This window comes from Pelagimonas phthalicica (assembly GCF_004364805.1).
Classification (GTDB): Bacteria; Pseudomonadota; Alphaproteobacteria; order Rhodobacterales; family Rhodobacteraceae; genus Pelagimonas; species Pelagimonas phthalicica.
This window is the reverse complement of sequence record NZ_SOAP01000001.1, coordinates 1,481,422-1,504,602: the sequence shown is the minus strand read 5'-3', so window position 1 is coordinate 1,504,602 and position 23,181 is coordinate 1,481,422. Positions and strand designations below refer to the sequence as shown.

Sequence of the window (23,181 nt, the reverse complement as noted above, 5' to 3'; positions counted from 1 at the left end):
TTATTTACTCCGTTATACCCTCAATTGCGGTGTTCCCCGAGACCGGGACCACCGCTTTGCGCTTTCCCGGCAGGGGCCGGGCCATCGCTTGGACATCATGTAGAACAAGATCACGCAAAAAATGTGGCGGATCAGCGGGGGTTTTGCGTTGAAGCACCCGCCGCATGCGCCAAAACAGCCCACCTAAAAGATGCATTCCGGTGGCAGCAATCGCATAGGCGCGGCCATGGCTCTTACTGAAATAGTGCCATCTGCTGTCGAGCCAAAACTGGGGAATGCGGGTCCAGACCTTCATGCCGGTCGAGACCGACCCGATATGAGCAACATGGCTGTCGCGCACATAGTGGGTCTGGTGCCCGGCGCGGGCGGCGCGCAGGCATAGCTCGGTTTCTTCGAAGTAGAGGAAAAACGTCTCATCAAAGAGGCCGATTTCGTCCAGCACGCTTTGCCGCATCATGATCGAGGCACCGGCAAGCCAATCCACCGGCTGCGTCTGTTCAGGAACGCCGATGGGGACGGATTTGTTTTTCAGCAGGCGTGATACGGGACCAAAACGCATGGCACCCTCAAGCTCGGACCAAAGTGTTGGAAAGCGAAAGGCTGTGACATGCGGATCGCCCTCTTCGCCATGGATGTAACTTCCGGCGAAACCTGCCTCGGGGTGGGTTTCCAGATGGGTCAGCAGTTTTTGCAATGCATCCGGGGCCGGGAAGGCGTCGGAGTTTAGCAGATAGACGTAATCGGGCTTGGACCCATCGGACCACCCCGCACGAATGCCGACATTGTTGCCGGCACCAAACCCGCCATTGTGGCCCGACTGGATCAACCGGATCGGCGCACCCTGCGCCCAATTGGCCTGATCCAATTCGGTTTGCATCTTTTCGAACGATCCGTCGCCGCTGTCATTATCGACCAGCACCAGCTCTGCATCCAGCCCTTCCATGGCACGCAAGGCAGATTGCACCGAGCGCAGGGTCATGTCGGGCGTGCGAAAATTCAGCGAGACCACAAGCAGTTTCGGCATCCGTTACTCCGCCGCTTGGGTGGGAAACTTGACCACCTCACCATGTCCGGCAACGCGGGCCTCGGCCTCTTCGATGGCCGCACGCATACCTGCCGCCAATACGCGGACATTGGGCTCGAGAACCATACTGTCGTGATCTCCGGGCACTTCATGAACCTCAACATGAGGGACGAAGAGCCCCCAGTCATTGTCATTGGTCAAATAGGTGCGTTCAGAATTGACCATCGCGCCGCCGGTCACCTGCCATTTGCCCTGCAGCGGCGGGCGGAAAAGAACAAGGCGGCCGGTCCAAGGTTTGACCGTATAGGCGGCGATGGAGCGATAGAACGCAGCCTCAATCTCGGCATTATGGAAGGCTCCGGCTGTCTCGGTCTCTTCAACCTGGCGGCGTTTTTCGAATTCCCAGGCGATGCGGTTCTTGGCCCAGATCAGCGGATAAAGCGGCCCCTTTTCGCGGGCCTGATGCCATTGGATGATCATCCGGTCCTTGCGCGACAGCGGGCGGCGCTGTGGTAATGGTGTGTCGAGCATAACGACCAAAGACACCTCTTCGCCCATCATTTCCAACTGATGCGCGATCTCATAGGCGGTGATGCCACCACCCGAGAACCCGCCAAGCATATATGGCCCTTCGGGCTGCACTTGGCGCATTTCCTCGATATAGTCGCGCGCGGCATCTTCAATCTTTTCATGCGGGGCTTCGCCGCCCAGCAGCCCTTTGGCTTGCAAGCCATAAAATGGACGATCCGCACCCAAGAGATGGGCCAGATGGCGCAGGTTCAACACATTGCCAAACATGCCAGCAATCAAGAAGAACGGCTGGCGCGCGCCGCCATCGCCATCATGCATCGGCACGATATGGCGGAACCGGCGTTCTGGCGCTTTGGGGGCGTCTGGGGTGTCACCTTCTTCCGGCATGCCGATCTGTTCCGCGATCAGCGCGGCACATTTGCGAATGGTTGGGGCTTCGAACAGGACCGAAATCGGGAAATCGATGCGGAAGGCCTTTTTGACTTTGGCAAACAGCCGCACCGCGATCAGGCTATGCCCGCCAAGGTCAAAGAAACTGTCCTCGACCCCGACATTTTGCACGCCCAGCAGCTCTTCCCAGAACGCGGCCAATTGCCGTTCGATTTCATTCTCGGGGGCGACATAATCGCCCTCCAATTCCGGGCGGTCAAACTTTTGCGTCTCTCCGGCTTCGGCGGTGCTGGCGGCGGTTTGCCGGGTCAGCGCATCGAGATCCATGGACGAGACGACCACTTGCGGTGCCCCCAAGGCCAAGGCGCGATGGAAGGCTTGCACACCTTCCGCAGGCAAAATCCCTTGCGAGAGGTTATGCGCCAGGCGTTCCTCGGCGGGCGATAAGGGCTGTCCAGCTTCTGGTGCGTCGTCAAATTCAACCTCGGCCGGGGTCAGACGGGCAGGGGCCTTGAGCACATCCAGGTTTTCCAGCTTGCGAATGGTAAAGCCCGAGATTTCAACGATCACATTGCCGTCGAGGTCACACAGGGTGACGTCAAAGCTGGCCGTTTCCGCATCCGCGCGGTTCTCGGCGGCATTGCGGACCCAAGAGATGATGCGATCAGGCAGAGGCGCATGGACACGCACCCGCGCATAGCGCACAGGCACCCAAAGGTGGGTCGGTTGATAGCCTTGGATCAACTCCATCGCCCAACCGGTGGCAATATCCATCAAGGCCGGGTGCAACAGGCAGTGATCGCCCTGCGCGAGATCAGGCAGGGACAGTTCGGCGATGCCCTCGCTTTGCCCCAAAGCGCGGTTATCCAAAACCTTCCAACGCGGACCAAAGGCCAGATGCACCTCTTGCGCGGTCGACAATTTCTGCCCCGGCGCGCCGGTTGGCGAACCGCATCGCCCATAGACGGCGTTCAGATCGACTGGATCGGGCCGCGACATGGGCAGTAAGGACAGACCACCTTGTGCGGTCAGGGCAAATCCGTTGCGCCCGTTCAAGGCTGTGTCGGCCAGCACGTCAAAACCATAACCCTCTTCGGTCCGGTTGAGACGGACACGCACATCGCGCGTGCCGCCATCTGCGACGCGCAAAGGACGCAGGAAATTGAGGTCGCGCAATTCGAATGAGCCACTTTGATGGTGGGCGTCAAGCGCATGGGCCGCGAGGGTCAGATAACCCGTGCCGGGCAACAGGGCGTCGCCTGCCTTGGTCCGGTGTTCGTCGATGAACCAGTCATCGGCGCTGTAACTCGCGTGGAAGATGCGATTGCCATGCGCGTCAAAGCTCATGTCATCGAGCATGGGCAGCTCAACAGGTTCAAGCGGCGCTTTTGGCAGATCACCGGAACGTGCGGCGACGGCTTCGGCGGCCATGCCGACCTCGTTCCAAATGCCCCAATTGATCGCCACGACTTTGGTGGCCCCACTGCGCGCGCGGGCGAAGGCGTTGAGATATTCATTGGCTGCCACATAATCGATCTGACCCGCCGGGGCGGTGACGGTCGACGACGAGCTGAACAGCACCATCCAGTCGACGGATCCATCTGGAAAGACTTGCCCCAGCACCTCGGTGCCGTGGATTTTCGGGGTAAACACGTCTTCGACACTGGCCGGGGTTTTGGTCATCAAAGGCGCGTCATCAATGACACCGGCCCCGTGGATGACACCGGTGATCGGGCCAAATTCGGCCTCGGCGGCATCTTTGACCGCCTGCATTTGATCGCGGTTGCACACATCTGCCGCGCGCACCATGACTGTTGCCCCCGCCTCTTCCAGCGCTTGCACCGCGCGGATACGGCGGGCGATGGCGTCTGTTGGGGCGTGTCGGGTGACATAGCTGTCCCACTCGGCGCGGTCCGGCAGGGATTTGCGGGCGAGCAGGATCAGCTTTGCGCCGTGTTGGGCGAAATCCATGGCGAGGCTTTGACCAATCCCGCCAAAGCCACCGGTGATCAGGTAGGTACCATTCGATGCCACCTTGGGGGTGTCGTCGAGTTTGACGGGTTTCATGGCGGCTTCGAACCGGCGATCTTTGCGCAGAGCCGCCACGAGGTCGGCGGGTTCGGCCAGCAACTCTTCTAAAACGCGCGATGTCAGCGCCTGCATCGAGGTTGCATGGCTGGCCATCGCCTTGGCCCGGCCCCAAAAGGACGATTGTGGCGCTTTGGGCAGTTCAAGGTCGCAGGTGCTGACCGTGACGCCGGGCAATTCCCGTGGGATCACCCGGGCGGGACCGGCAATGGTGGCTTTGGCGGGGTAGGGCAACGCCTCGTCCCGCAGCTTGGCCGCGCTATTGGTGAAAATGCTGATATGCGGTTTGGCGGTGCCCTCTTCGGCCAAGGCCTGAGCGAGGAACATGAGCGAATAAAACCCCTGTTCCTGTACGCGGTGAAAGAAGGATGAGCCGGGACGGTGGGATTCATCCTGCGTGACCAACCAGAAATGCGCGATCCGGGTTGGTACGACACCGCGCGCCGCCAGATCCTGCAACAGCATGTCATAACCTTCGCGCCCTCGCTCGGGCGACAAAAGGTAATGATCCTCGGACAGACGGGCGAAACTATCGCCGACGCTGACTTCGACAACCTGGTGGTTGGCGGCGCGCAATTGTGTGGCCGCACCGGAGGCGAGGCCAGACTCGTCGCGGAAGATCAGCCAGGTTTGCGGGTCCGCCTCTGCCAAATCGGCAATGTCAACTTCGACCTGGGCAGAACGGGGCCGCCAAACCGGTTTCCACCCCCAATCCGAGATGTCGTCGCTGCGCATGAGGTATTGTGAGGCGGTGTCGGTTTTGGCTTCGCCCGGCGCAATGAAATAGGGGCTGCGTTGGAACGCATAGGTTGGCAGGGGCACACGAACGCGACGCGCCTCGCCCCAGATTTGTTCCCAATCTATCTCGGCCCCCAGCGCCCAAAGGCGACCCATGACCTCAAACATATGTTTGTCATCCGGGATGGCGTCTTCGGGGTGGCGCAAGCTGCTGATGACCTGGTTGGGGGTCACATCGCTGTGCTGACGCGACAAGGCGGACAGGGCCTTGCCCGGGCCAACCTCAAGGAAAATGCGATCTTCCTTGGCGAGGGTGCCAATGCAATCGGCGAAATGCACCGTGCCGCGTAGGTGTTCGACCCAGTAATCCGGATCGGTGGCCTGCTCAGCCGTCATCAGCGCGCCGGTGCGGTTCGATGTCAGCGGGACTTGCGGTGGGTTCAGGGTGATCGAGCGCAGATAAGTGCGGAAATCTTCAAGGATCGGGTCCAGCATGCGGCTATGGGCGGCAATGTCGATCTGGATGCGCTGGGCGTCGATGTCCTTCGCTTTCAGCTCGGCCTCAAGCCGGTCAAGGGCGGCCTGAGGGCCGGAAGCGACGGAAAGCTCGGGCGCGTTCACAGCGCCAAGATCCAGATCAGCCCCCAAAAGCGGGCGCAAGTCCTCGGCGGGCATGGCGACGGATAACATGCCGCCAGCAGGCACCGTGTCGAACAGTTTGCCGCGCAGATGGACAAGGCCGATGCAATCCTCAAAGGACATGACACCTGCCACACAAGCAGCGGTGTTTTCGCCCATGGAATGCCCGGCCAAAGCGGCCGGTTCGATGCCCCAACTCATCCAAAGCTGGGCAAGCGCATATTCCACGATCATGATCAGCGGCAATTGCAGGCTCGGTTGGCGCAGGGCCTCGTCAGCCCGGACCCGGTCCGCCTCGGCGGGGAGCCAAAGTGCGCGCATATCCTCGCGGGATAAGGTGGCAAGGTGATCAAGGCCGCGATCCATCCATTCGGCAAAGACCGGCTCGGTTTCATAAAGATCACGCCCCATTCCTGCATATTGTGCCCCGCCGCCGGGGAACATGAAGGCGATGTCGGGATTGGTCAGCGCAGTATGGCTGTGGACGCGGCGCGTGTTGTCAGACCGAAGGAGTTCAGCCGCCTCGCTATGGGTTTCGGCCACCACCACCCGGCGTTTCTCAAAGGCACGGCGACCGTTTTGAAGCGTCCAGGCGATGTCGGCCAGGTCTTGATCGGCATGGGCCTCAAGATGGTCGGCCATGCGTTTGGCATTGGCCTCCATCGCGGCTTTTGAACGACCCGATATGCTGAGGATCTGAAACGGGAAATCGCTTTCCTCGGATGCGACCCGTGTTGGAGCCTCTTCGAGGATCACATGGGCGTTGGTTCCCCCAACGCCAAGCGAGTTCACCCCGGCGCGGCGTGGATGACCTTGGGCCTGCCAGTCGGTCAGTGTGTCATTGACACGGAAGGGGGAGTTTTCGAAATCAATCGCAGGGTTCGGGGCCTCATACCCCAGAGAGGGGGGCATTTGTTTGTGATGCAAGGCCAGTGTCGCCTTGATCATGCTGGCCACACCCGCCGCCGTATCAAGGTGGCCGATATTGGTTTTGACCGAACCGATCCGGCAATGCCCCAATTTGTTTGAGCTTTCGCCAAAGGCCTGGGTTAGCGCGGCCACCTCAATCGGGTCGCCCAAATAGGTGCCGGTGCCGTGGCATTCGACGTAATCCACGGTATCAGCGGTGATGTCGGCCAGCGCATGTGCCTCGGCTACGGCTTTGGCTTGCCCATCGACAGAAGGAGCCAGATAACCCGCCTTTTGCGCGCCGTCATTGTTCACCGCGGTGGATTTCAGAACGCCCCATATGTGATCGCCATCGGCCACCGCGTCCGCCATGCGCCGCAGCACAACAACGCCCGAGCCCGAGCCAAAAACCGTGCCTTTGGCGCGATGGTCAAAGGCGTGGCAGGCCCCGTCTGGGCTGAGGATCTCGTTTTCCTTGTAAAGATAGCCACGCCCTTGCGACAGCTCGATGGTGACACCTCCCGCCAAAGCCATGTCACATTCGCCGTTGAGCAGCGCCTGGGCGGCGTAATGGGTGGCCACCAGTGAGGTGGAACAGGCGGTTTGCACGCCGATGGATGGCCCGTGCAGGTCCAGTACGTGGCTTAGGCGTGTGGTCAGAAAGTCCTTGTCGTTGCCGGTATGGCGCAACAGGAACATGCCTGTGCTTTCCACCAGATCGGGATTGGAACAGATGTTGAAATAGAAATAGCTGCCCATCCCGCAGCCCGCAAAAACACCGACCTGACCGGGGAAGTTTTCCGGCACATGCCCTGCGTTTTCCAGCGCTTCCCACGCGGTCTCTAGAAATTGACGGTGTTGCGGATCCATGATCGCTGCCTCTTTGGGGGAAAACCCAAAGAATTCAGCATCAAACATCTCGAAATCATTCAACGGCGCGGCAAAAGGCACGTAATCGCGATGACGGATCAGGCCGGGATCTTCACCGGCGTCTTGCAACTCTTCCTCGCTCAACCGGCGGATCGAAGACACCCCATCGCGCAGGTTGCGCCAATAGGTGGCAATATCTTCGGCCCCCGGCAAATGCGCAGCCATGCCCACAATGGCAATGTCATTTTCGCCAAAGTTCTGGTCGTCACTCATCATCAATCCCTTACCCCGCGACACGAGTCTTGGTCATTTTAGGAGCCCAATGCGCAGTAAATGCGGCGAATTTGAGGTTTTCCGGCCAATTGACGCCCCATTCCATGGGTCAAGGGCTGGCCATTGCGCTCAAACGGATCAGAGGCAAAGGAATAGCAGAATTGTTTCCAAACCGGAAACGGGAGCTGTTACAGGCTATTCCCCGCAAATTCCGCGATGGCCGACCCGTTCACCCAAAGCGCCAAGGCCGCTAGGCCCAAGCCAACCAAAGCGAAACAGAGATCATGCAGCGGGTCCCAAGCACCCATATGGCGCGCGAGCCAGACAACAACTGGATAGGCCAGCAAGAGTGCCACGCCGAAACCGATCAATGCCCCCAACAATCCGGCGGATTGCAAGCCGATCATCAGGCAGGCAATCATCAACACAGCACGGGCCAATGCCAGAACAAAGAATTTCTTTGAATCCCCTGCTGCAAGCGCAGCTTGATCATAGGTCATCACGATCAACATCGGCATTTGCGCAATGGCCAGAATGACCGCAACGGCACCCGCTTCAATATAGCGGTGGTCATATAACATGTCGACAATCCACACCCCGATCAGGGCAAAGACACCGACAAAGCCCATCAGCAACGTCGACACGGCAAAGCGCATCTTGCGCAGCTTGAGGAAGTTTTCGCGTGAGGCGGTTGGCGGGGTTTCGCGGTAAATCGGGATCAGGATCTTGAGCGTCACCATATTGCCCAGCATCATCGGGAAGGAGGCCCAGAAGAAGCCGATATTATAGACGCCGAACACATCCAGGGGGACAAATTTACCGATCAGGATCTTGTCGGCCTGGGTGAAAAAGAACCCACAGACCGTGGCAAGAAATACCCATTTGCCAAAGCCGATCAGCTCTTTGGCGGCGCTTTTGTCCCAGTGGAACCGGTTGCTGGGCCCTGGGAGATAGCGCCAGTTGATGATAACCTCGACCAAGGCCCCGACGACGCCGGAAATGACCAAAGCCCAGACGGAATGCGTCGCAAAGGCCAATACGATGCCAACTGCGACGCCGGAAATCTGGGTGACCATGTCCAGAACGGTCAATCGGCCAAGGTTCAGGTGTCGGTTCGCCGTCACCATCTTGGTCGGGCGGAATCCGGTGATCAAAAGCGTCAGTGCCGAAACCGGCAGCATGTAGAGCAGCAAGTCTTGCCCATAAAGCGCCGCCATCGGCCAGGCACAGGCGCAGGCAACGAGCCACAAGCCAATGCCACGCACCACCTGAATACTGAATGCCGTGTCGAGAAAGTTTCGATCATCGCCTCGTTTGCTTTGCAGAATGGCTGGCGTGACGCCCACATCCGAAAACTGGCCAAGGCCCATCAGGAACACCATGACCAGCGCCATCAGGCCGAATGCCTCGGGGAAGAGCAGACGGGTCAGGATAAGGTTGGAGGCGAGGCGGATCATTTGGCTCATGCCAAAGCCGCCGATCGTCAGAACCGAAGAGCGCAGAACACGCGCGCCGAGGGATGATCCCTGGAAACGGGCCAGCACGCTCATCGTCCCCGGCTCCAGCCTGCGTTGCGGTTGCGGGTCAGTTTGCTGACAAGGGCTACACCGGAATAGACCGCAAAACTGATAGGAGCGTGCAGCGCCATGGACAGTTTGCGGGACAGCGGGAAATCCGGTTTGTCATCATTTTCTATGAGATCCGGGAATTTCTGCGCCACCTCATCCACGCCGACATCCTGGCGACGGCGGACCTTGACCAGATTGTGGAACCCTTCGGCAATCGGCCATTCATAACTGGCCTGCACGCCGACCCGTTCCTGAGGTGCAAAGCTGAGCCTGACATAGGTGTCATCTGAAATGATCTCGGGGAAGGCACCCCATCGGGCGCGGCCTGCGTCGTTCACGGCAAAGACACCACAACCTGGCACGCAGTCACTCATAAAGGGGACTTGCCGCCAAATCCGTGCATAAGCACGGCTGAGCCAGCTTTTGGCTGTGATGTTGACTTTGCCAGAGGCGTATCGCGGAGCGGGGCCGCTCAGGGCATCAGCCAATTGCCACAGCAAACCCCGGCTGATCGTGACATCTGCGTCGAGATAAACCCTTATGGGCGCATGTACTTTGGCGTCAGCCAGGTTCAACGCATTGAGTTTGCCACCTTTGGCCAAATCTAGGACTTCAAGATGCCAGCCAAGCCGGTCAAACGCTGTGGCAAACCCTCGCGCCTGCGCCACCGTATCATCGCTGCACCCGTTGGCGGCCACAATTACCTGAACACCACCACCCTGCCAATCCGATGCCAGAATCGCCTCAAGGCAGCCACCAATCAGCGCCGCCTCGTTGTTTGCAGGGATGATCACGCAGAGCCGCATCGACCCTGCCATCTTGTCTTGCATCATAACCCGTACCCGCAGGGCCACACCTTGTGAAAATACCGCCTCATTTACACAGCGTCTTGACAGTTAACTATGGCCAAAGAATGGAAAGGACTAGATTATTTCGGATATCCGTCTTTGGGAGGACGGTATGCTGCTCATTTTTCAAGGCTAGATCACAGTGACGCAAGCTTTGCGGATCGGATATATTGTTCCCCAGTTTCCTGGGCAAACACACATTTTCTTTTGGCGCGAAATTCTCGCTCTCGAAGAGATGGGGCACGAAGTGCATGTGTTTTCAACACGTAAGCCGCCCAAAGGCCTGATTGCGCATGATTGGTCCGATGAGGCGATGGCGCGCACGACCTATCTGGGCAGCGTCAATCCGGTCAGTGCCTTGATCGCTGGTGCGCGTCTTTTGCCTCAGGGCTTGCCCGGCTGGATGCTGCGCGAAGGAGCGCGGTTCGGCAAGGATGCGTTGGTGACCCTGTCGGCGGCTCAACAATTGGCCAAACACGCCAAAGCCTTGCAGCTGGATCATATCCACGCCCATTCCTGCGCGCGGGCCTCGTTGATTGCCTGTTTCGCCAACAAGCTTGGCGCTCCGAACTATTCCCATACGCTACATGGCCCCTTGTCCGATTATGGACCGGGGCAGCGGTTGAAATGGGAAAATGCCAGTTTTGCGACGGTCATTACCCAGAAGCTGCTGAATGAAATTGGCAATGAGCTTGCTGGCTTTCTGCCGGATCGAATCTCAATTCGTCCGATGGGGGTGGACACCAACGCCCTGCAACGCAGCACGCCCTATTCGGTGCCCGAACATGGCCGCCCGATCCGCATCTTCTCGTGTGGGCGATTGAATATTGTCAAAGGTCATCAGGATCTGATGTCAGCAGCCCGGCAATTGATCGATCAAGGGGTCGATATTCGCGTTGAAATCGCTGGCGAAGATGATGATGGCGGCAATGGCTATCGTCTTGAACTCGAAGCGCATTTGAAAAAGCTGCACCTTCAGGATCACGTGAAACTGCTCGGGGCCATTGACGCGGATCAAGTCAAGGCCAAGCTCGAAGAGGCGCATCTGTTTGTGCTTGCCTCTTGGCATGAACCCCTTGGTGTTGCCTATATGGAGGCGATGTCGATGGGTGTTCCAACCATTGGCACCGCGGCAGGTGGCGTGCGCGAGTTGATCGAAGACAGCGTCAACGGCTATCTGGCCGAACCCAAGGCGCCCAGCCAATTGGCTCGGATCATCAAAACCTTGGCCGGTGATCCCGCCGCTTTGCAACGGCTGTCTGGGGCCGGGCGCGAACATGTGGTCGCGCATTTCCGCGCCGAGTTAGGGGCAGAGACGCTGGTTTCGGAAATTCAGTATTTGTTGGCGCAGCAAGCAGGTTGAACGCTCAGAGCCCTTCAAGCTCTGCCGAAGGGATGATCGGAAAGAATTGGCCTGAGGACCAAACTCCGAACCAGCCGTCGTTATGCGTGCCAAGCTCAACCAAGCGGTAAAAGCTTTTGCGATCAATCAAGGCCTCAAGATTGGCCCGAACCAGAACATAAGGGGATGGTTCGCCTGTCTCTGGGTCGCGTTGGACGCGGATCGGGTGGTCAGCTCCTGCGATGGCGACATCATCCACTTGGGTGTGAAAGGTCAAAACTTGTTCGGTGCCGTCGCCTGTCACGTCAAAATCAACAGCAACAAAAGGCGCGTCATCAACGGTGATTCCCACCTTTTCGACGGGTGTGACGAGAAAATAATCCTCGCCATCCTTGCGCAAAATCGATGAAAAAAGCCGCACCAGCTCAATTCTGCCGATAGGTGTACCAAGGTAGTACCAAGTGCCGTCGCGGGCGATCCGCATGTCCAGATCGCCGCAAAAGGGCGGATTCCACTTGTGAACAGGGGGTAAACCCTTGCCTTTGGCAGCTTTCGCCGACGCTGCAATGCCCTCAGCCGACGGGGTCACAAGATTTTGTCCGCTCATATCTTTTGCCATTTTTAACTCACACGATACATTCATATGCAACGCGATTGATTGCAATGGAGAGTTCTTATGGCGGATGCCGAAAATCTGGTGGCTGAGATCGAAGCGCTGGAGGAAAAGCTGGCCGCGGCCAAGCAATCTATCAATGCCCGCTTTATTGGCCAGGAACGGGTTGTCGACCTGACATTGTCAGCGCTTTTATGCGGCGGTCACGGCTTGCTGATTGGCTTGCCGGGCCTTGGCAAGACCCGTCTTGTGGAAACCCTGAGCACGGTTATGGGGCTGAACGGCAATCGTGTACAATTTACACCGGACCTTATGCCTGCCGATATTCTCGGCTCTGAAGTGCTGGAAACCGGGGCGGATGGCAGCCGCGCCTTCAAGTTCATCAAAGGCCCGATTTTCTGCCAATTGCTGATGGCGGATGAGATCAACCGCGCCAGCCCGCGTACACAATCGGCGCTTTTGCAGGCGATGCAGGAAAAGCAGGTGACCGTTGCCGGGGAAACCCGCGAGCTGGACGCACCATTCCATGTGCTCGCCACGCAAAACCCGATTGAGCAAGAGGGGACCTATCCACTGCCGGAGGCGCAGCTTGACCGTTTTCTTGTGCAGATCGACGTGAACTACCCGGATCGTGACACCGAACGCGACATTCTGCTGGCCACCACTGGCGTTGAAGAGGGCGAGGCGCATCAGGTCTTTACCGGGGATGAGCTGATCGCCGCACAAACCTTGCTGCGTCGCATGCCTGTGGGTGAGGCTGTGGTCGAAATGATCCTTGACCTGGTCCGTGCCTTCCGTCCCGAAGATCCGGGTGCCCCGGATCGGGTGCGCGCATTGGTGGCTTGGGGGCCGGGGCCACGTGCCGCTCAGGCGTTGATGCTGATGGTACGTGCGCGGGCGCTGTTGCAGGGGCGTCTCGCGCCGGCACCTGAGGATGTGATCGACATGGCCCGCCCTGTCCTGACCCACCGTATGGCGCTCAGCTTCTCGGCACGTGCCCGTGGCGAAGACCTTGGCGCATTGATCGAAGAGGTCGCCGCCGGTTTGACCAAGGCTGAGGCTGCCGCGTGACCCAAACCGTCGCCCTCCTGCGCAGCCGCGCCCAAGAAGAGGCTGGCCGCTTTCCCGCGCTTTTGGCGCGGGCGGAGCAATTGGCCGGCAACATCCTGTTGGGCGAACATGGCCGCCGCCGCTCCGGGATGGGCGATGATTTCTGGCAATACCGCCCCATGCGCCCCGGCGATTCCCTGCGATGGGTCGATTGGCGCCGTTCTGCCAAGGGTGACGACCAATTTGTGCGTGAACGCGAATGGCAGGTGGCGCAAAGCGTCCAGCTTTGGGTCGATCCGGGGGCCTCTTTGCGGTTCAACTCAACCAAAGACCTGCCGACCAAGGCGGATCGGGCGCGGCTGATCGCATTGGCGACGGCGGTCCTGCTGATCCGAGGGGGCGAGCGCGTCGGCCTCACAGGTTGGGATCTGCCTCCGCGCCGTGGCGAAACACAGGTTTTGCGCCTTGCTGAAATGCTCAGTCAAGAGGGCGACGCCGATTACAGCGAACCCGAGGCGCGCGGGATCATTCCCAATGCGCGCGCGCTGTTCGTGTCGGATTTCCTGTCGGATCTCGCCCCGATCGAGGCAGCCCTTACCAAAGCCGCCGACCGCAATGTGCGGGGGGTTTTGTTGCAGGTTCTCGACCCAAGCGAAGAGAGCTTTCCGTTTCAGGGCCGCACGATCTTTGAGAGTGTCGGAAAATCACTGGCGCATGAAACGCTCAAGGCGGGTGAACTGCGCGACCGGTACTTGCAACGCCTTTCGGAACGCAAGGACCGGCTCGAAGCCTTGTGTCGCCTGACTGGCTGGCAATTCCATTGCCACCACACGGATCAAAGCGCCCAATCCGCGCTGTTGTGGCTCTATCGGGCTTTGGATGGAGGGCATGGATGACCCTGTTTGGCGTTTTGGGGTTCACGACCCCTTGGTTGTTATTGTCGCTGATTGCATTGCCAATCCTTTGGGTGATCCTGCGCGCCGTTCCGCCCGCCCCGGTGCGGCGGATGTTCCCCGGTGTTGTGCTTTTGCTGGGCCTGAAAGACGACGATCAGGTCACCGACCGCACCCCTTGGTGGCTTTTGTTATTGCGCCTCTTGGCGATGGCGGCGGTGATCATTGGCTTGTCCGGCCCGATTCTGAACCCTGAACCGGAACAAGAGGCGGCAGGCGATGCGCCGCTCTTGGTGGTGATGGATGCCAGCTGGGCCTCGGCCTATGATTGGCGGGCCCGGATCGAGGCTTTGGACGGGCTACTGGCCAAAGCCGGCCGCGATGCCCGACCGGTTGGCATCCTGCGCCTAAGCAATCCGGAATTGGTTCAATTCTCCAGCGCTGATGTGTTGCGGTCGCGGTTGACTGGGCTGCAACCCGAACCTTGGGAGCCCGGCTCAGCCACGGCAAGCGCGGCCATTGCTGCTTTGCCTGATGGCGATTTTGACACCTATTGGTTCTCGGACAGCCTCGCGCGCGAAGAACGTGACGGGCTGCTGCGCCTGTTCGAAACCCGCGGCACTGTTCAAGTCTTTGAAAGCCCGCGCGCTGTTCTTGCCCTTGGCCCTGCCACACTAAGCGAGGGGCAGTTGCACCTGACACTGCACCGGTTGCGCCCCGGGCCAGAGGTTGAGGTTTCGCTGGCTGGACATGGTAAGGATCCGGCTGGCAATCCAGCCGTTTTGTTCCAATCGCCTGTCACGTTTGTACAGGACGCGCTAAGTGCCGAAACCAAGCTGGCGCTCCCTGCGGAATTGCGCGCGCGCATCTCGCGCTTTGAAATCACCGGTAGCCGCAGCGCTGGGGCGGTCACCCTGCCGGATGACAGTTTGCGCCGCCGCGAGGTGGCCTTGATCGCCGGTCGCGAAGGACGCGAGGGTCTGCAATTGCTCGACCCGCTGCATTACCTGTTCAAGGCACTTGCCCCTACAGCAGATCTGTTGAATGGCTCGCTGGACGAGGTTCTGCTGGCCAATCCCGATGCGATTGTCTTGGCCGATGTTGCGACGCTCAGCCCGGGAGAAGAGGAAAAGGTTCTGGAATGGCTGGACAAGGGCGGGCTGCTGTTGCGCTTTGCCGGGCCGCGACTGGCGGCAAGCGATGTCAGCCGCACTTCCGAAGACCCGCTGATGCCGGTGCGTCTGCGCGCGGGTGGTCGCACAGTTGGCGGCGCGATGAGTTGGGGCGAACCCAAGACATTGGCCCCCTTTGCCGAGGATAGCCCCTTTGCCGGCCTGGCAATCACCGATGAAATCACCGTGAACAGTCAGGTCATGGCGCAGCCAGACCCGGCTTTGGCCGAACGCGTGATTGCGCAGCTGAGCGATGGCACGCCACTGGTCACGCGCAAGACCGTCGGGCAGGGCCAGATTGTTCTGGTCCACGTGACCGCCAATGCGGAATGGTCCACTCTGCCGCTGTCGGGCCTGTTTGTGCAGATGTTGGAACGGCTTGCTGTATCCTCAAGCACGGCGGTCGAGGACAGCGCGGCGTTGGAAGGGACCATTTGGCAGCCAGTTTCGGTCTTGGATGGGTTTGGCATTTTGCGCGATGGGGAAACCCTGCCGGGGGTGGATGGCATGGCCTTGTCCAGCGACCCACTTGGCCTCGAGCTGCGCCCCGGTCTGTACCAAGGCGAAGAGCGCAGCTTGGCGCGTAACGTGATCTCGGCTGAGCCTGATCTTCAACCGGTTGTTTGGCCCGATCACATTTCTGTCGAAGGTCTTAGCCGCCCGCAGGAACGCCCCTTGGGTGGGTGGTTGCTTGGCGCGGCGATTGCTTTGCTGCTCGCAGACGTTTTGGCCTCGCTTGCCCTATCAGGTCGTCTGATCGGGGCGCGGGCCGTGGCCAGCCTAATTTTTCTCGCGGCCCTTCCGTTCGACGTACAGGCGCAAACGCCCGATGAACAAATCGCGATAGACGCCACATCTGAGGTGGTTTTTGCCCATGTCCTGACCGGAGACGCCAAGCTGGATGAGCTTGCCGGGGCGGCGATGCGCGGCTTGTCCGATATCCTGTATTATCGCACCTCTGTTGAGCCGGCCAAACCTATGGCGGTAGATCTGGAGCAGGACGAGTTGGCCTTCTTTCCGTTCCTCTATTGGCCGATTTCACCCGATCAACCGATCCCCTCGGACGCGGCCTATATCAAGCTAAACTCTTATTTGCGTTCCGGCGGTATGATCCTGTTTGATACGCGGGACGCGGATATTTCAGGCTTTGGCAGCGCCACGCCCGAAGGGCGCAAGTTGCAGCAAATCGCGGCGCGGCTGGACATTCCGCCGCTTGAGCCCATCCCCGAAGATCACGTTCTGACCCGAACCTTCTACTTGCTTCAGGATTTCCCCGGCCGCTTTGCCGGGCGAGAGGTCTGGGTCGAGGCCGCCCCACCAGATGCGGAACTGGTTGAGGGGATGCCGTTCCGCAACCTCAACGACAATGTGACGCCTGTGGTTATTGGCGGCAATGATTGGGCCTCGGCCTGGGCGGTGGATGCCAATGGCGCGCCGCTCACACGTATGGCGCGCAGCTTTACCGGCGAGCGACAGCGCGAGATTGCCTATCGTTTTGGGGTGAACCTTGTGATGCATGTACTGACGGGCAATTACAAATCAGATCAGGTCCATGTGCCTGCCTTGCTGGATAGGTTGGGACAATGACGGGCCAAATAGTATTCGATCCGCTTTTGCCATGGGTGGTGATTTGGGTGCTGGCGGCCCTTGCCGGGGCGGGCGCTGTGCTGGCCTTTTGGCGCGGGCTGTCTGGCTGGGCCTTGCGTCTGTTGGCCGGGTTTGTGCTGGTGCTGGCCTTGGCGCAACCGTCCTATCAGGTCGAAGATCGCGCCGCGCTGTCTGACATTGTGCTGCTGCTGGTCGACGAAAGCGCATCCCAGCGGTTGGATGCCCGCGCCGAAGTCACGCAAGACGCGGTTCAAAGGTTAGAGGCGCAGTTGACAGCGCGCCCGAACACTGAAATTCGCCGTGTGTCCGTGCCAGATGGCGAAGGCAATAGCGGCACCCAGCTAATGACCGCACTTTCTGCGGTCCTGGCCGAAGAGCCGCGTGGACGGATCGCCGGTATTTTCCTGCTCTCAGATGGGCGGTTGCATGATCTGGAACGCGCGCCGAACCTGCCCGCCCCTTTGCATCTACTGCTCACTGGGCGTGAGAGCGATTGGGACCGTCGCCTATCCGTGCGCAATGCCCCCGCCTTTGCCATTTTGGGTGAAGAGGTCAAACTGACCCTACGCATAGATGATGACGGGGCTGCGCCAGGCGCGACTCAATCTGACATCCTGATCTCGGTGGATGGCGCTGACCCGCAGCGTTTTACCGTGCCCATCGGGCGTGATCTGGAAATGCCTGTCACCCTGCCGCATGGCGGGATGAACGTGATCCAGTTCACCGTTCCCACCGCTGATGGGGAGCTGACCGATCGCAACAACACCGCCCTTGTGCAGATCAACGGCGTGCGGGATCGTTTGCGCGTGCTGCTGGTTTCGGGCGAACCCCATGCAGGCGGGCGGACCTGGCGCAATCTGCTGAAATCGGACAGCTCGGTTGATCTCGTGCATTTCACCATTTTGCGTCCCCCGGAAAAGCAGGATGGCGTGCCGGTCAATGAACTGTCGCTGATCGCCTTTCCAACGCGCGAGCTGTTTCTGGAAAAGATCGACGATTTCGACCTGATCATTTTTGACCGCTACAAGCGGCGCGGGATTTTGCCGTCGATCTATCTGGATAACGTGCGAAACTATATCGAAAAAGGCGGTGCCGTCTTGGTCGCTGCCGGGCCCGACTTTGCCTCAGCGGATTCTCTGTTCCGTTCGCCCTTGGGTCAGGTTCTACCTGCCGAGCCGACCGCTCGCGTGATTGACCAAGCTTTCCGTCCAAGAGTGACCGACCTTGGCCTGCGCCACCCGGTCACGGCAGGCATGGCTGAGCCGGAAACATGGGGGCGTTGGTTGCGCCAGATCGAGGTCAATCCGAACACCGGCTCCACTGTGATGGAAGGGGTCGATGGCAAACCCTTGCTTGTGCTGGATCGTGTTGGCGAAGGGCGGGTTGCCCTGCTGGCCTCTGATCAAGCCTGGCTCTGGAGCCGGGGGTATGAGGGCGGCGGGCCCCAGCTCGACCTGTTGCGCCGCCTTGCGCATTGGATGATGAAAGAGCCCGAGCTGGAGGAAGAGGCGCTTTGGGCTGAACCGACTGGGCAAACCATGCGCATCATCCGCCGTTCGCTAGAGGCAAATGTTGGCGCGGTCACGATCACGCGCCCGGATGGCACACAAGAAGAGGTCACTTTGCTTGAAACCAGCCCCGGGCAATTTGAGACGCTTTATGAGGGGGCCGATATCGGCTTGTACCGTTTGTCTGAGGGCGCGCTTGAGGCGGTGATTGGCCTTGGTCCGGCCGCCCCAAAGGAATTCGAGCAAACCATCGCCAGTGGCACGGCCTTGGCCGAATTGGTCGCCACGCAGCGCGGTGGGATTATGCCGCTAGAGGATGGCGTGCCGCAAATCCGCTCGGTCCGCTCGGGCCGTCCTGCCGCTGGTCGGGGTTGGGTCGGCCTGACACCGCGTGAGGCGTTTGAGACGCTGGATGTGCGCCAGACCGCGCTGCTTCCGGCCTGGCTGGTCTTGCTCATGGCGTCGGTGATGATCGTCGGTGCCTGGTTGCGCGAGGGACGGAACTAAGGTCCGTCGGAGTGTTCACTGGCCTTAGAGCTATTCAAGCTCGAGCTTGAAGACCTCCTCGCTCCACCCGTCGACATTGCTGCGGGCGCGGATGTGTACGATCTTTGTGCCTTTGGGCACCGATACGCCGGATAGGCTGCGGGTAAAGGGTTGTTCATTGACATGGGGGTGGGCCAGTTCGCGTAGGCCCAGAACCTGGCCCTGCAGGTCTTCGACCCGCCAGCCATCGGCATAATCGTCCCAGCCGGTATCCGGATGGGACAAAGTCACGGAAAAGCGCCAGCTGTCACCCGCCTTGTTGGCCGTTGCACCTGTCACAACCGGCGCATCGGCAAAGGCCGCACCCGCCAAAAAAATCAAGGGAATCGCATATCTCATGCGGGCACAGTAGCAGCGTCCTAGTGCTGCGCGCATCACGAAGGCGTGCGGTCGGTGTCCTCGAGCAGAACCGTGCGCGAAAAGGAGGTGAATTCGCGTCTGACAATCACTAGCAACGCAAAGATTGTGGCTATGATCAGCGGGATCGCCCCCGCGAGCCAGGCCGCCGAGGCAATGCCGAAATAAACGGACCGCAATCCGCGATTATAGGCCTTGGCAGCGGTGATATTGATCTCTGCCGCCTTCTTGGCGCGGGGTTGCGCAAAGGGGTCTTTGGCATCCACTGGCACCGCGGCCATCAGGATCGAGCAATAACCAAACAGCCGGTGGGACCAGACAAATTTGAGAAAGGCATTGGCGGCGATCACCAGCATCAGGATCAGTTTCAACTCCCAAACCACCACTGGATCCGCGCTTGAGGTCAGGTCTTGAGCAACTCCGCGCAACCGATCCGCGTTCCCCAACAGCGCCAAACCGCCACCAATGGCAATCATGCTGGCCGAGGCGAAAAACGCCGTGCCTTGACGCAGGCTGCTGACGATTTGGCTGTCAAAGATCCTGGGATCGCGCTTCACAAATTCCTGCATCCAAAGACGGCGATATTCCGACATCAGCTTGGAGGTTGACGGGCGCGAGGCTGGCGGGTTTTCGATGATCGGGCTCACGCCCAGCCATAACAGCAAAAACAGGCACACCGCGCCCAGGTCAAGCGGGGTCAAGGCGTCTATGGCGGTGCCCCAACCCATGTTTAAAACGGCTTGGCCACCACGGCCCATAGAATGGCAATGGCCGCGACAACACTGATTTCATTGAAGATCCGCAGGAAAAGATCAGATTCGCGAAACACCCCTTTGCGCGCGCGCATCACCAGAACACCCGTCCAGACGTAATGCCCGGCCAGCGCAACAACGAGTGTCAGTTTCAGGTGAACCCAGGCGGGCCAGCCAATGTCAAAAGCCATCCACAGGCCCGTTGCCAAGGCGAACACACCCAGACCGGCAGAAAAGCGATAGAGGCGAATCGTCAGATCGCCCAGCGGGCCGAATTCACCGATCTTTTCCCATTCACGCTTCCAATAGATCAGGGCGCGCGGCACTGCAAAGATCGAGGTCATCCACCCCATCACGCATAGCAAATGTATGATTTTAACCCATTCCATGCCTGCAAATGACCCGTAACCGCCGCCAAATTCAAGGAGCCATTTGCTTTGCCCAAAGTTTCCTCTCGCAATTTCGAAATTTTGGTTATATTATTTTACCAATTCAAAGGAGCATCCCATGCAAATGCCTGACCCTGATGCCAGCATTCTGGCACGAAAAGCACGAATTGTGTCGCGTTTACAGGCGGTTTTGGCGCAGGGGGCGGTGATTTCCGATGAATCCGAAACGCGGGCATATGAATGTGATGCCTTGACCGCTTATTGTTGCCCACCTTTGGCGGCGGTCTTGCCATCTTCCACCAAAGAGGTCAGCGCGGTTTTGAAAATCTGCCATGAGGAGGGCGTGCCTGTCGTGCCGCGTGGCTCTGGCACCTCACTGGCGGGGGGCGCTTTGCCGACGGCAGATAGCGTGATCCTGGGCGTCGCCCGGATGAACGATGTGCTCGAAACCGATTACGACAACCGTTTTATCCGCGTTCAGACCGGGCGCACAAACCTGTCTGTGACCGGTGCTGTGGAAGAGAATGACTTTTTTTACGCCCCCGATCCATCATCGCAATTGGCCTGCGCCATTGCCGGCAATATCGCGATGAATTCCGGCGGGGCGCATTGCCTGAAGTACGGGGTGACAACCAACAATCTGCTCGGTGTGACACTGGTGCTGATGGATGGCACGATTGTCGAGCTTGGAGGCGCGCATCTTGACCCGGCGGGGCTGGATCTATTGGGGGTGATTTGTGGCTCCGAGGGGCAGCTCGGCGTGGTGACCGAGGCCACCTTGCGCATCCTGCGCAAACCAGAAGATGCGCGCCCGGTTTTGATGGGGTTTGACAGCAACGAGGTCGCCGGGGCCTGTGTCAGCGACATTATCAAGGCTGGTGTCCTGCCCGTGGCCATCGAGTTCATGGATCGCCCCATTCTGGAAATCGCTGAAAACTTCTCGGGCGCGGGCTATCCGGAGTGCGAGGCGCTGCTGATCATCGAGGTCGAAGGATCGGATGCCGAGATTGAGGAGCAGTTGGACAAGATCCTGTCCATCGCCCGGCAGCATAATCCTGTTGAGCTACGCGAAGCGCAAAGCAGCGAAGATGCCCAGCGCATTTGGCTGGGGCGTAAATCGGCCTTTGGCGCGGTGGGGCAGGTTGCCGATTACATGTGTCTCGACGGGACGATCCCAGTGTCGGAACTGCCGCGCGTTCTGACCGGTATCACCGAGCTGTCCAACAAATACGGGCTGCGGGTGGGCAATGTGTTTCACGCTGGTGATGGCAATATGCACCCGCTGATCATGTTTGACGCCAACAAGCCCGGTGATCTGGAACTGTGCGAGGAAATGGGGGCCGAGGTGCTGCGTCTTTGCGTTGAGGTCGGCGGGTGTCTGACCGGCGAACATGGGGTCGGAATTGAAAAGCGCGACCTCATGACCGATCAATTCACCACTGAGGATCTTGAGATACAAATGGCCGTTAAAGACGTGTTTGATCCCAAATGGTTGCTGAACCCGGCCAAGGTGTTTCCGCTGGCCACATCTGAAACCCGACGCAGCCAGCAAATGGCCGCAGAATGACTGTTGTATCCCAGATGCCCGCCGTGACCGCTCTTTCCCCGTCCTCCGAAGCTGAACTGGCCGAGGTCATCGGCTCGGCGACCTCCGCGCTGCACATTCAAGGCGGCGGTACGCGATCCTTTGCCTCGGTCGCTGCCGATACGGTGCTGAACACAGGCGGTCTGGCAGGTATCTCGCTCTATGAGCCCGGCGCGCTGACCTTGGTCGCCCAAGCAGGGACCAAACTGAGTGACATCCAGGAGGCACTGTCGGCAGAAGGCCAGCGTCTGGCCTTTGAACCCGCAGATATACGTGGTCTTGTGGGTGTCGAAGGCCAATCGACGATTGGCGGGGTGATTGCGACCAATGCCAGCGGGCCGCGCCGCATTCAGGCTGGGGCCGCGCGCGACTTTACGCTGGGCGTCCGTTTTGTGGATGGCAAAGGCACTGTTCTCAAAAATGGCGGGCGCGTGATGAAGAATGTGACCGGCTATGACCTTGTGAAACTGTTGTCAGGCAGTTGGGGCAGTTTGGGGGTGCTGAGCGAAGTCAGCCTGAAGACCCAGCCCATCCCGGAAACGCAGGCTTGTGTGTTGATCAATGGGTTGTCGATCCTTGAGGCGGTTCAGGTCATGTCACAGGCGCTCGGTTCGCCCTACGAGTTGACCGGTGCAGCCCATGCGCCAGCAGGTGTTGACGGTCATCCGGTGACCATGCTGCGGATCGAAGGGTTTGAGGGCTCGGTCAGCTACCGGGCCAGTAAACTAGCCGAGCTGTTTGGCACCTATGATGTGTCCATTGAAACAGATCCTGCAAAGGTAAGCAAAGGCTGGCAATGGGTTCGCGATGTTGTACTGCTCCAAGATCAATCGGGCGATGTCTGGCGGGTTTCTTGCAAACCCTCGGATGCACCAGACCTGATTGAAAAGTCCGGCGCGCAGCAAAGCTTGCTCGATTGGGGCGGTGGATTGGCTTGGTTGCGAATGCCCGCTGGCCGTGACCTCCGCACCGCGCTTGGCGGCTTTGACGGGCACGCGACTTTGGTCAAGGGCGAGGCTGCTTCGGCAAACCTCCCTCAATTTCACCCGCAGCCACCTGCCTTGGCAACATTATCGCAAGCCTTGCGCGCCAAATTTGATCCCAAAGGTATTTTGAACCCGGGGATCATGGGCTGATGGAAAGCAATGTTCTGATTGCATTTGGGATGACCTTTGTCGTGGGGCCAGTTCTGGCCGCGCTGCTGTTGCGCATGCCGCCGCGAGTATGGGTGATTGCCTTGCTTGCTGTGGGCGTCGTTGGCGCGACTTTTGTGGCCAATTGGCTGACGTCGCAAAGCCAGATGTCGCCCTACGCGTCTCTGGCGGCGATGTGGCTGGCTTGGGTTCTGGCGGTCAGCATGGTTGGGCTTGCTTTGCGCAAGCGCATTGAAAACCCGCGACTGCGGCGCTGGGTCACTTTGGTAACCCTTTTGGCGACTACGCTGCCGTGGTTTGGTTTGGCAACTGCGCAAATCATTTCCGGATAATA

General features: G+C 59.3%; 16 protein-coding genes. 8 read left to right on the top strand and 8 right to left on the bottom strand.

From position 1 onward, the window contains the following. Positions 1-4: 4 nt before the first annotated feature. The 4 genes from CLV87_RS07470 to CLV87_RS07455 all read right to left on the bottom strand — a co-directional run bounded on the left by CLV87_RS07470 (position 5) and on the right by CLV87_RS07455 (position 9,863). Positions 5-1,024 carry a glycosyltransferase family 2 protein gene (locus CLV87_RS07470; protein WP_099242307.1) on the bottom strand — a complete coding sequence of 340 codons (1,020 nt, stop codon included), beginning with the start codon at positions 1,022-1,024 and terminating at the stop codon, positions 5-7. Between the two features lie 3 nt (positions 1,025-1,027). After that, positions 1,028-7,465 carry a type I polyketide synthase gene (locus tag CLV87_RS07465; RefSeq protein ID WP_370739609.1) on the bottom strand — a complete coding sequence of 2,146 codons (6,438 nt, stop codon included), beginning with the start codon at positions 7,463-7,465 and terminating at the stop codon, positions 1,028-1,030. Between the two features lie 185 nt (positions 7,466-7,650). After that, positions 7,651-9,012 carry an oligosaccharide flippase family protein gene (locus CLV87_RS07460; protein WP_099242311.1) on the bottom strand — a complete coding sequence of 454 codons (1,362 nt, stop codon included), beginning with the start codon at positions 9,010-9,012 and terminating at the stop codon, positions 7,651-7,653. Beyond that, the gene (locus CLV87_RS07455; protein WP_235871862.1) at positions 9,009-9,863 is read right to left on the bottom strand and encodes a glycosyltransferase; all 855 of its coding nucleotides are present in this window, start codon (positions 9,861-9,863) and stop codon (positions 9,009-9,011) included. Before CLV87_RS07455 ends, CLV87_RS07460 begins: the two co-directional genes overlap by 4 nt. Positions 9,864-10,020: 157 nt before the next feature. On the opposite strand from CLV87_RS07455, the gene epsE reads away from it, so the two are divergent. Then, positions 10,021-11,241, top strand: a complete 1,221-nt coding sequence (gene epsE / locus CLV87_RS07450) for an exopolysaccharide biosynthesis GT4 family glycosyltransferase EpsE (RefSeq protein WP_442417498.1) — start codon at positions 10,021-10,023, stop codon at positions 11,239-11,241. A gap of 4 nt (positions 11,242-11,245) precedes the next feature. Here epsE and CLV87_RS07445 read toward each other — a convergent pair whose 3' ends face one another. Then, entirely contained in the window at positions 11,246-11,827 is a 582-nt protein-coding gene (locus CLV87_RS07445) for a DUF1285 domain-containing protein (RefSeq protein WP_099244636.1), read from the bottom strand. A 69-nt stretch (positions 11,828-11,896) separates the two neighbouring features. Here CLV87_RS07445 and CLV87_RS07440 point away from each other — a divergent pair, with 69 nt between their 5' ends. The 4 genes from CLV87_RS07440 to CLV87_RS07425 are packed head-to-tail and all read left to right on the top strand — an operon-like array spanning position 11,897 to position 18,571. Further along, complete coding sequence (locus CLV87_RS07440; protein WP_099242313.1) at positions 11,897-12,904, top strand: AAA family ATPase; 1,008 nt, start codon at positions 11,897-11,899, stop codon at positions 12,902-12,904. Beyond that, entirely contained in the window at positions 12,901-13,779 is an 879-nt protein-coding gene (locus CLV87_RS07435; protein ID WP_099242315.1) for a DUF58 domain-containing protein, read from the top strand. The genes CLV87_RS07440 and CLV87_RS07435 overlap by 4 nt, the downstream gene beginning before the upstream one ends. Then, positions 13,776-16,535 (top strand): DUF4159 domain-containing protein, encoded by a 2,760-nt coding sequence (locus CLV87_RS07430; protein WP_099242317.1) that lies wholly within the window; start codon positions 13,776-13,778, stop codon positions 16,533-16,535. Before CLV87_RS07435 ends, CLV87_RS07430 begins: the two co-directional genes overlap by 4 nt. Further along, the gene (locus CLV87_RS07425; protein ID WP_099242319.1) at positions 16,532-18,571 is read left to right on the top strand and encodes a DUF7408 domain-containing protein; all 2,040 of its coding nucleotides are present in this window, start codon (positions 16,532-16,534) and stop codon (positions 18,569-18,571) included. Before CLV87_RS07430 ends, CLV87_RS07425 begins: the two co-directional genes overlap by 4 nt. A 30-nt stretch (positions 18,572-18,601) precedes the next feature. Here CLV87_RS07425 and CLV87_RS07420 read toward each other — a convergent pair whose 3' ends face one another. Genes CLV87_RS07420 through CLV87_RS07410 form a run of 3 tightly spaced genes read right to left on the bottom strand, consistent with a single transcriptional unit; the run spans position 18,602 to position 20,108 of the window. Beyond that, the gene (locus CLV87_RS07420; RefSeq protein ID WP_099242321.1) at positions 18,602-18,949 is read right to left on the bottom strand and encodes a hypothetical protein; all 348 of its coding nucleotides are present in this window, start codon (positions 18,947-18,949) and stop codon (positions 18,602-18,604) included. 35 nt (positions 18,950-18,984) lie between these two features. Next, a complete protein-coding gene (locus CLV87_RS07415; protein ID WP_099242323.1) occupies positions 18,985-19,695 on the bottom strand; it encodes a DUF599 domain-containing protein in 711 nt (236 codons plus the stop codon). Positions 19,696-19,697: 2 nt separating this feature from the next. Beyond that, positions 19,698-20,108 carry a CopD family protein gene (locus tag CLV87_RS07410; protein ID WP_099242325.1) on the bottom strand — a complete coding sequence of 137 codons (411 nt, stop codon included), beginning with the start codon at positions 20,106-20,108 and terminating at the stop codon, positions 19,698-19,700. A 118-nt stretch (positions 20,109-20,226) separates the two neighbouring features. Between CLV87_RS07410 and CLV87_RS07405 the strand changes: the two genes are divergently transcribed. From CLV87_RS07405 to CLV87_RS07395, 3 genes are read left to right on the top strand one after another with little or no spacing between them, the layout of a single operon-like run. Further along, on the top strand, positions 20,227-21,675 hold the full coding sequence (locus CLV87_RS07405) for an FAD-linked oxidase C-terminal domain-containing protein (RefSeq protein WP_099242327.1): 1,449 nt from the start codon (positions 20,227-20,229) through the stop codon (positions 21,673-21,675). Further along, the gene (locus CLV87_RS07400) at positions 21,672-22,829 is read left to right on the top strand and encodes an FAD-binding protein (protein WP_235871861.1); all 1,158 of its coding nucleotides are present in this window, start codon (positions 21,672-21,674) and stop codon (positions 22,827-22,829) included. The genes CLV87_RS07405 and CLV87_RS07400 overlap by 4 nt, the downstream gene beginning before the upstream one ends. Beyond that, positions 22,829-23,179: a hypothetical protein gene (locus CLV87_RS07395; protein ID WP_099242331.1), complete on the top strand. Its 351-nt coding sequence runs from the start codon at positions 22,829-22,831 to the stop codon at positions 23,177-23,179. The genes CLV87_RS07400 and CLV87_RS07395 overlap by 1 nt, the downstream gene beginning before the upstream one ends. The last annotated feature ends 2 nt before the right edge of the window (positions 23,180-23,181 follow it).

Coding starts and splice junctions, on each gene's coding strand:
- CLV87_RS07470 (WP_099242307.1), bottom strand. CDS start 1,024: ATGCCGAAACTGCTTGTGGTCTCGCTGAATTTTCGCACGCCCGACATG.
- CLV87_RS07465 (WP_370739609.1), bottom strand. CDS start 7,465: ATGATGAGTGACGACCAGAACTTTGGCGAAAATGACATTGCCATTGTG.
- CLV87_RS07460 (WP_099242311.1), bottom strand. CDS start 9,012: ATGAGCGTGCTGGCCCGTTTCCAGGGATCATCCCTCGGCGCGCGTGTT.
- CLV87_RS07455 (WP_235871862.1), bottom strand. CDS start 9,863: ATGATGCAAGACAAGATGGCAGGGTCGATGCGGCTCTGCGTGATCATC.
- CLV87_RS07445 (WP_099244636.1), bottom strand. CDS start 11,827: ATGAGCGGACAAAATCTTGTGACCCCGTCGGCTGAGGGCATTGCAGCG.
- CLV87_RS07440 (WP_099242313.1), top strand. CDS start 11,897: ATGGCGGATGCCGAAAATCTGGTGGCTGAGATCGAAGCGCTGGAGGAA.
- CLV87_RS07430 (WP_099242317.1), top strand. CDS start 13,776: ATGACCCTGTTTGGCGTTTTGGGGTTCACGACCCCTTGGTTGTTATTG.
- CLV87_RS07425 (WP_099242319.1), top strand. CDS start 16,532: ATGACGGGCCAAATAGTATTCGATCCGCTTTTGCCATGGGTGGTGATT.
- CLV87_RS07420 (WP_099242321.1), bottom strand. CDS start 18,949: ATGAGATATGCGATTCCCTTGATTTTTTTGGCGGGTGCGGCCTTTGCC.
- CLV87_RS07415 (WP_099242323.1), bottom strand. CDS start 19,695: ATGGGTTGGGGCACCGCCATAGACGCCTTGACCCCGCTTGACCTGGGC.
- CLV87_RS07410 (WP_099242325.1), bottom strand. CDS start 20,108: ATGGAATGGGTTAAAATCATACATTTGCTATGCGTGATGGGGTGGATG.
- CLV87_RS07405 (WP_099242327.1), top strand. CDS start 20,227: ATGCAAATGCCTGACCCTGATGCCAGCATTCTGGCACGAAAAGCACGA.
- CLV87_RS07400 (WP_235871861.1), top strand. CDS start 21,672: ATGACTGTTGTATCCCAGATGCCCGCCGTGACCGCTCTTTCCCCGTCC.
- CLV87_RS07395 (WP_099242331.1), top strand. CDS start 22,829: ATGGAAAGCAATGTTCTGATTGCATTTGGGATGACCTTTGTCGTGGGG.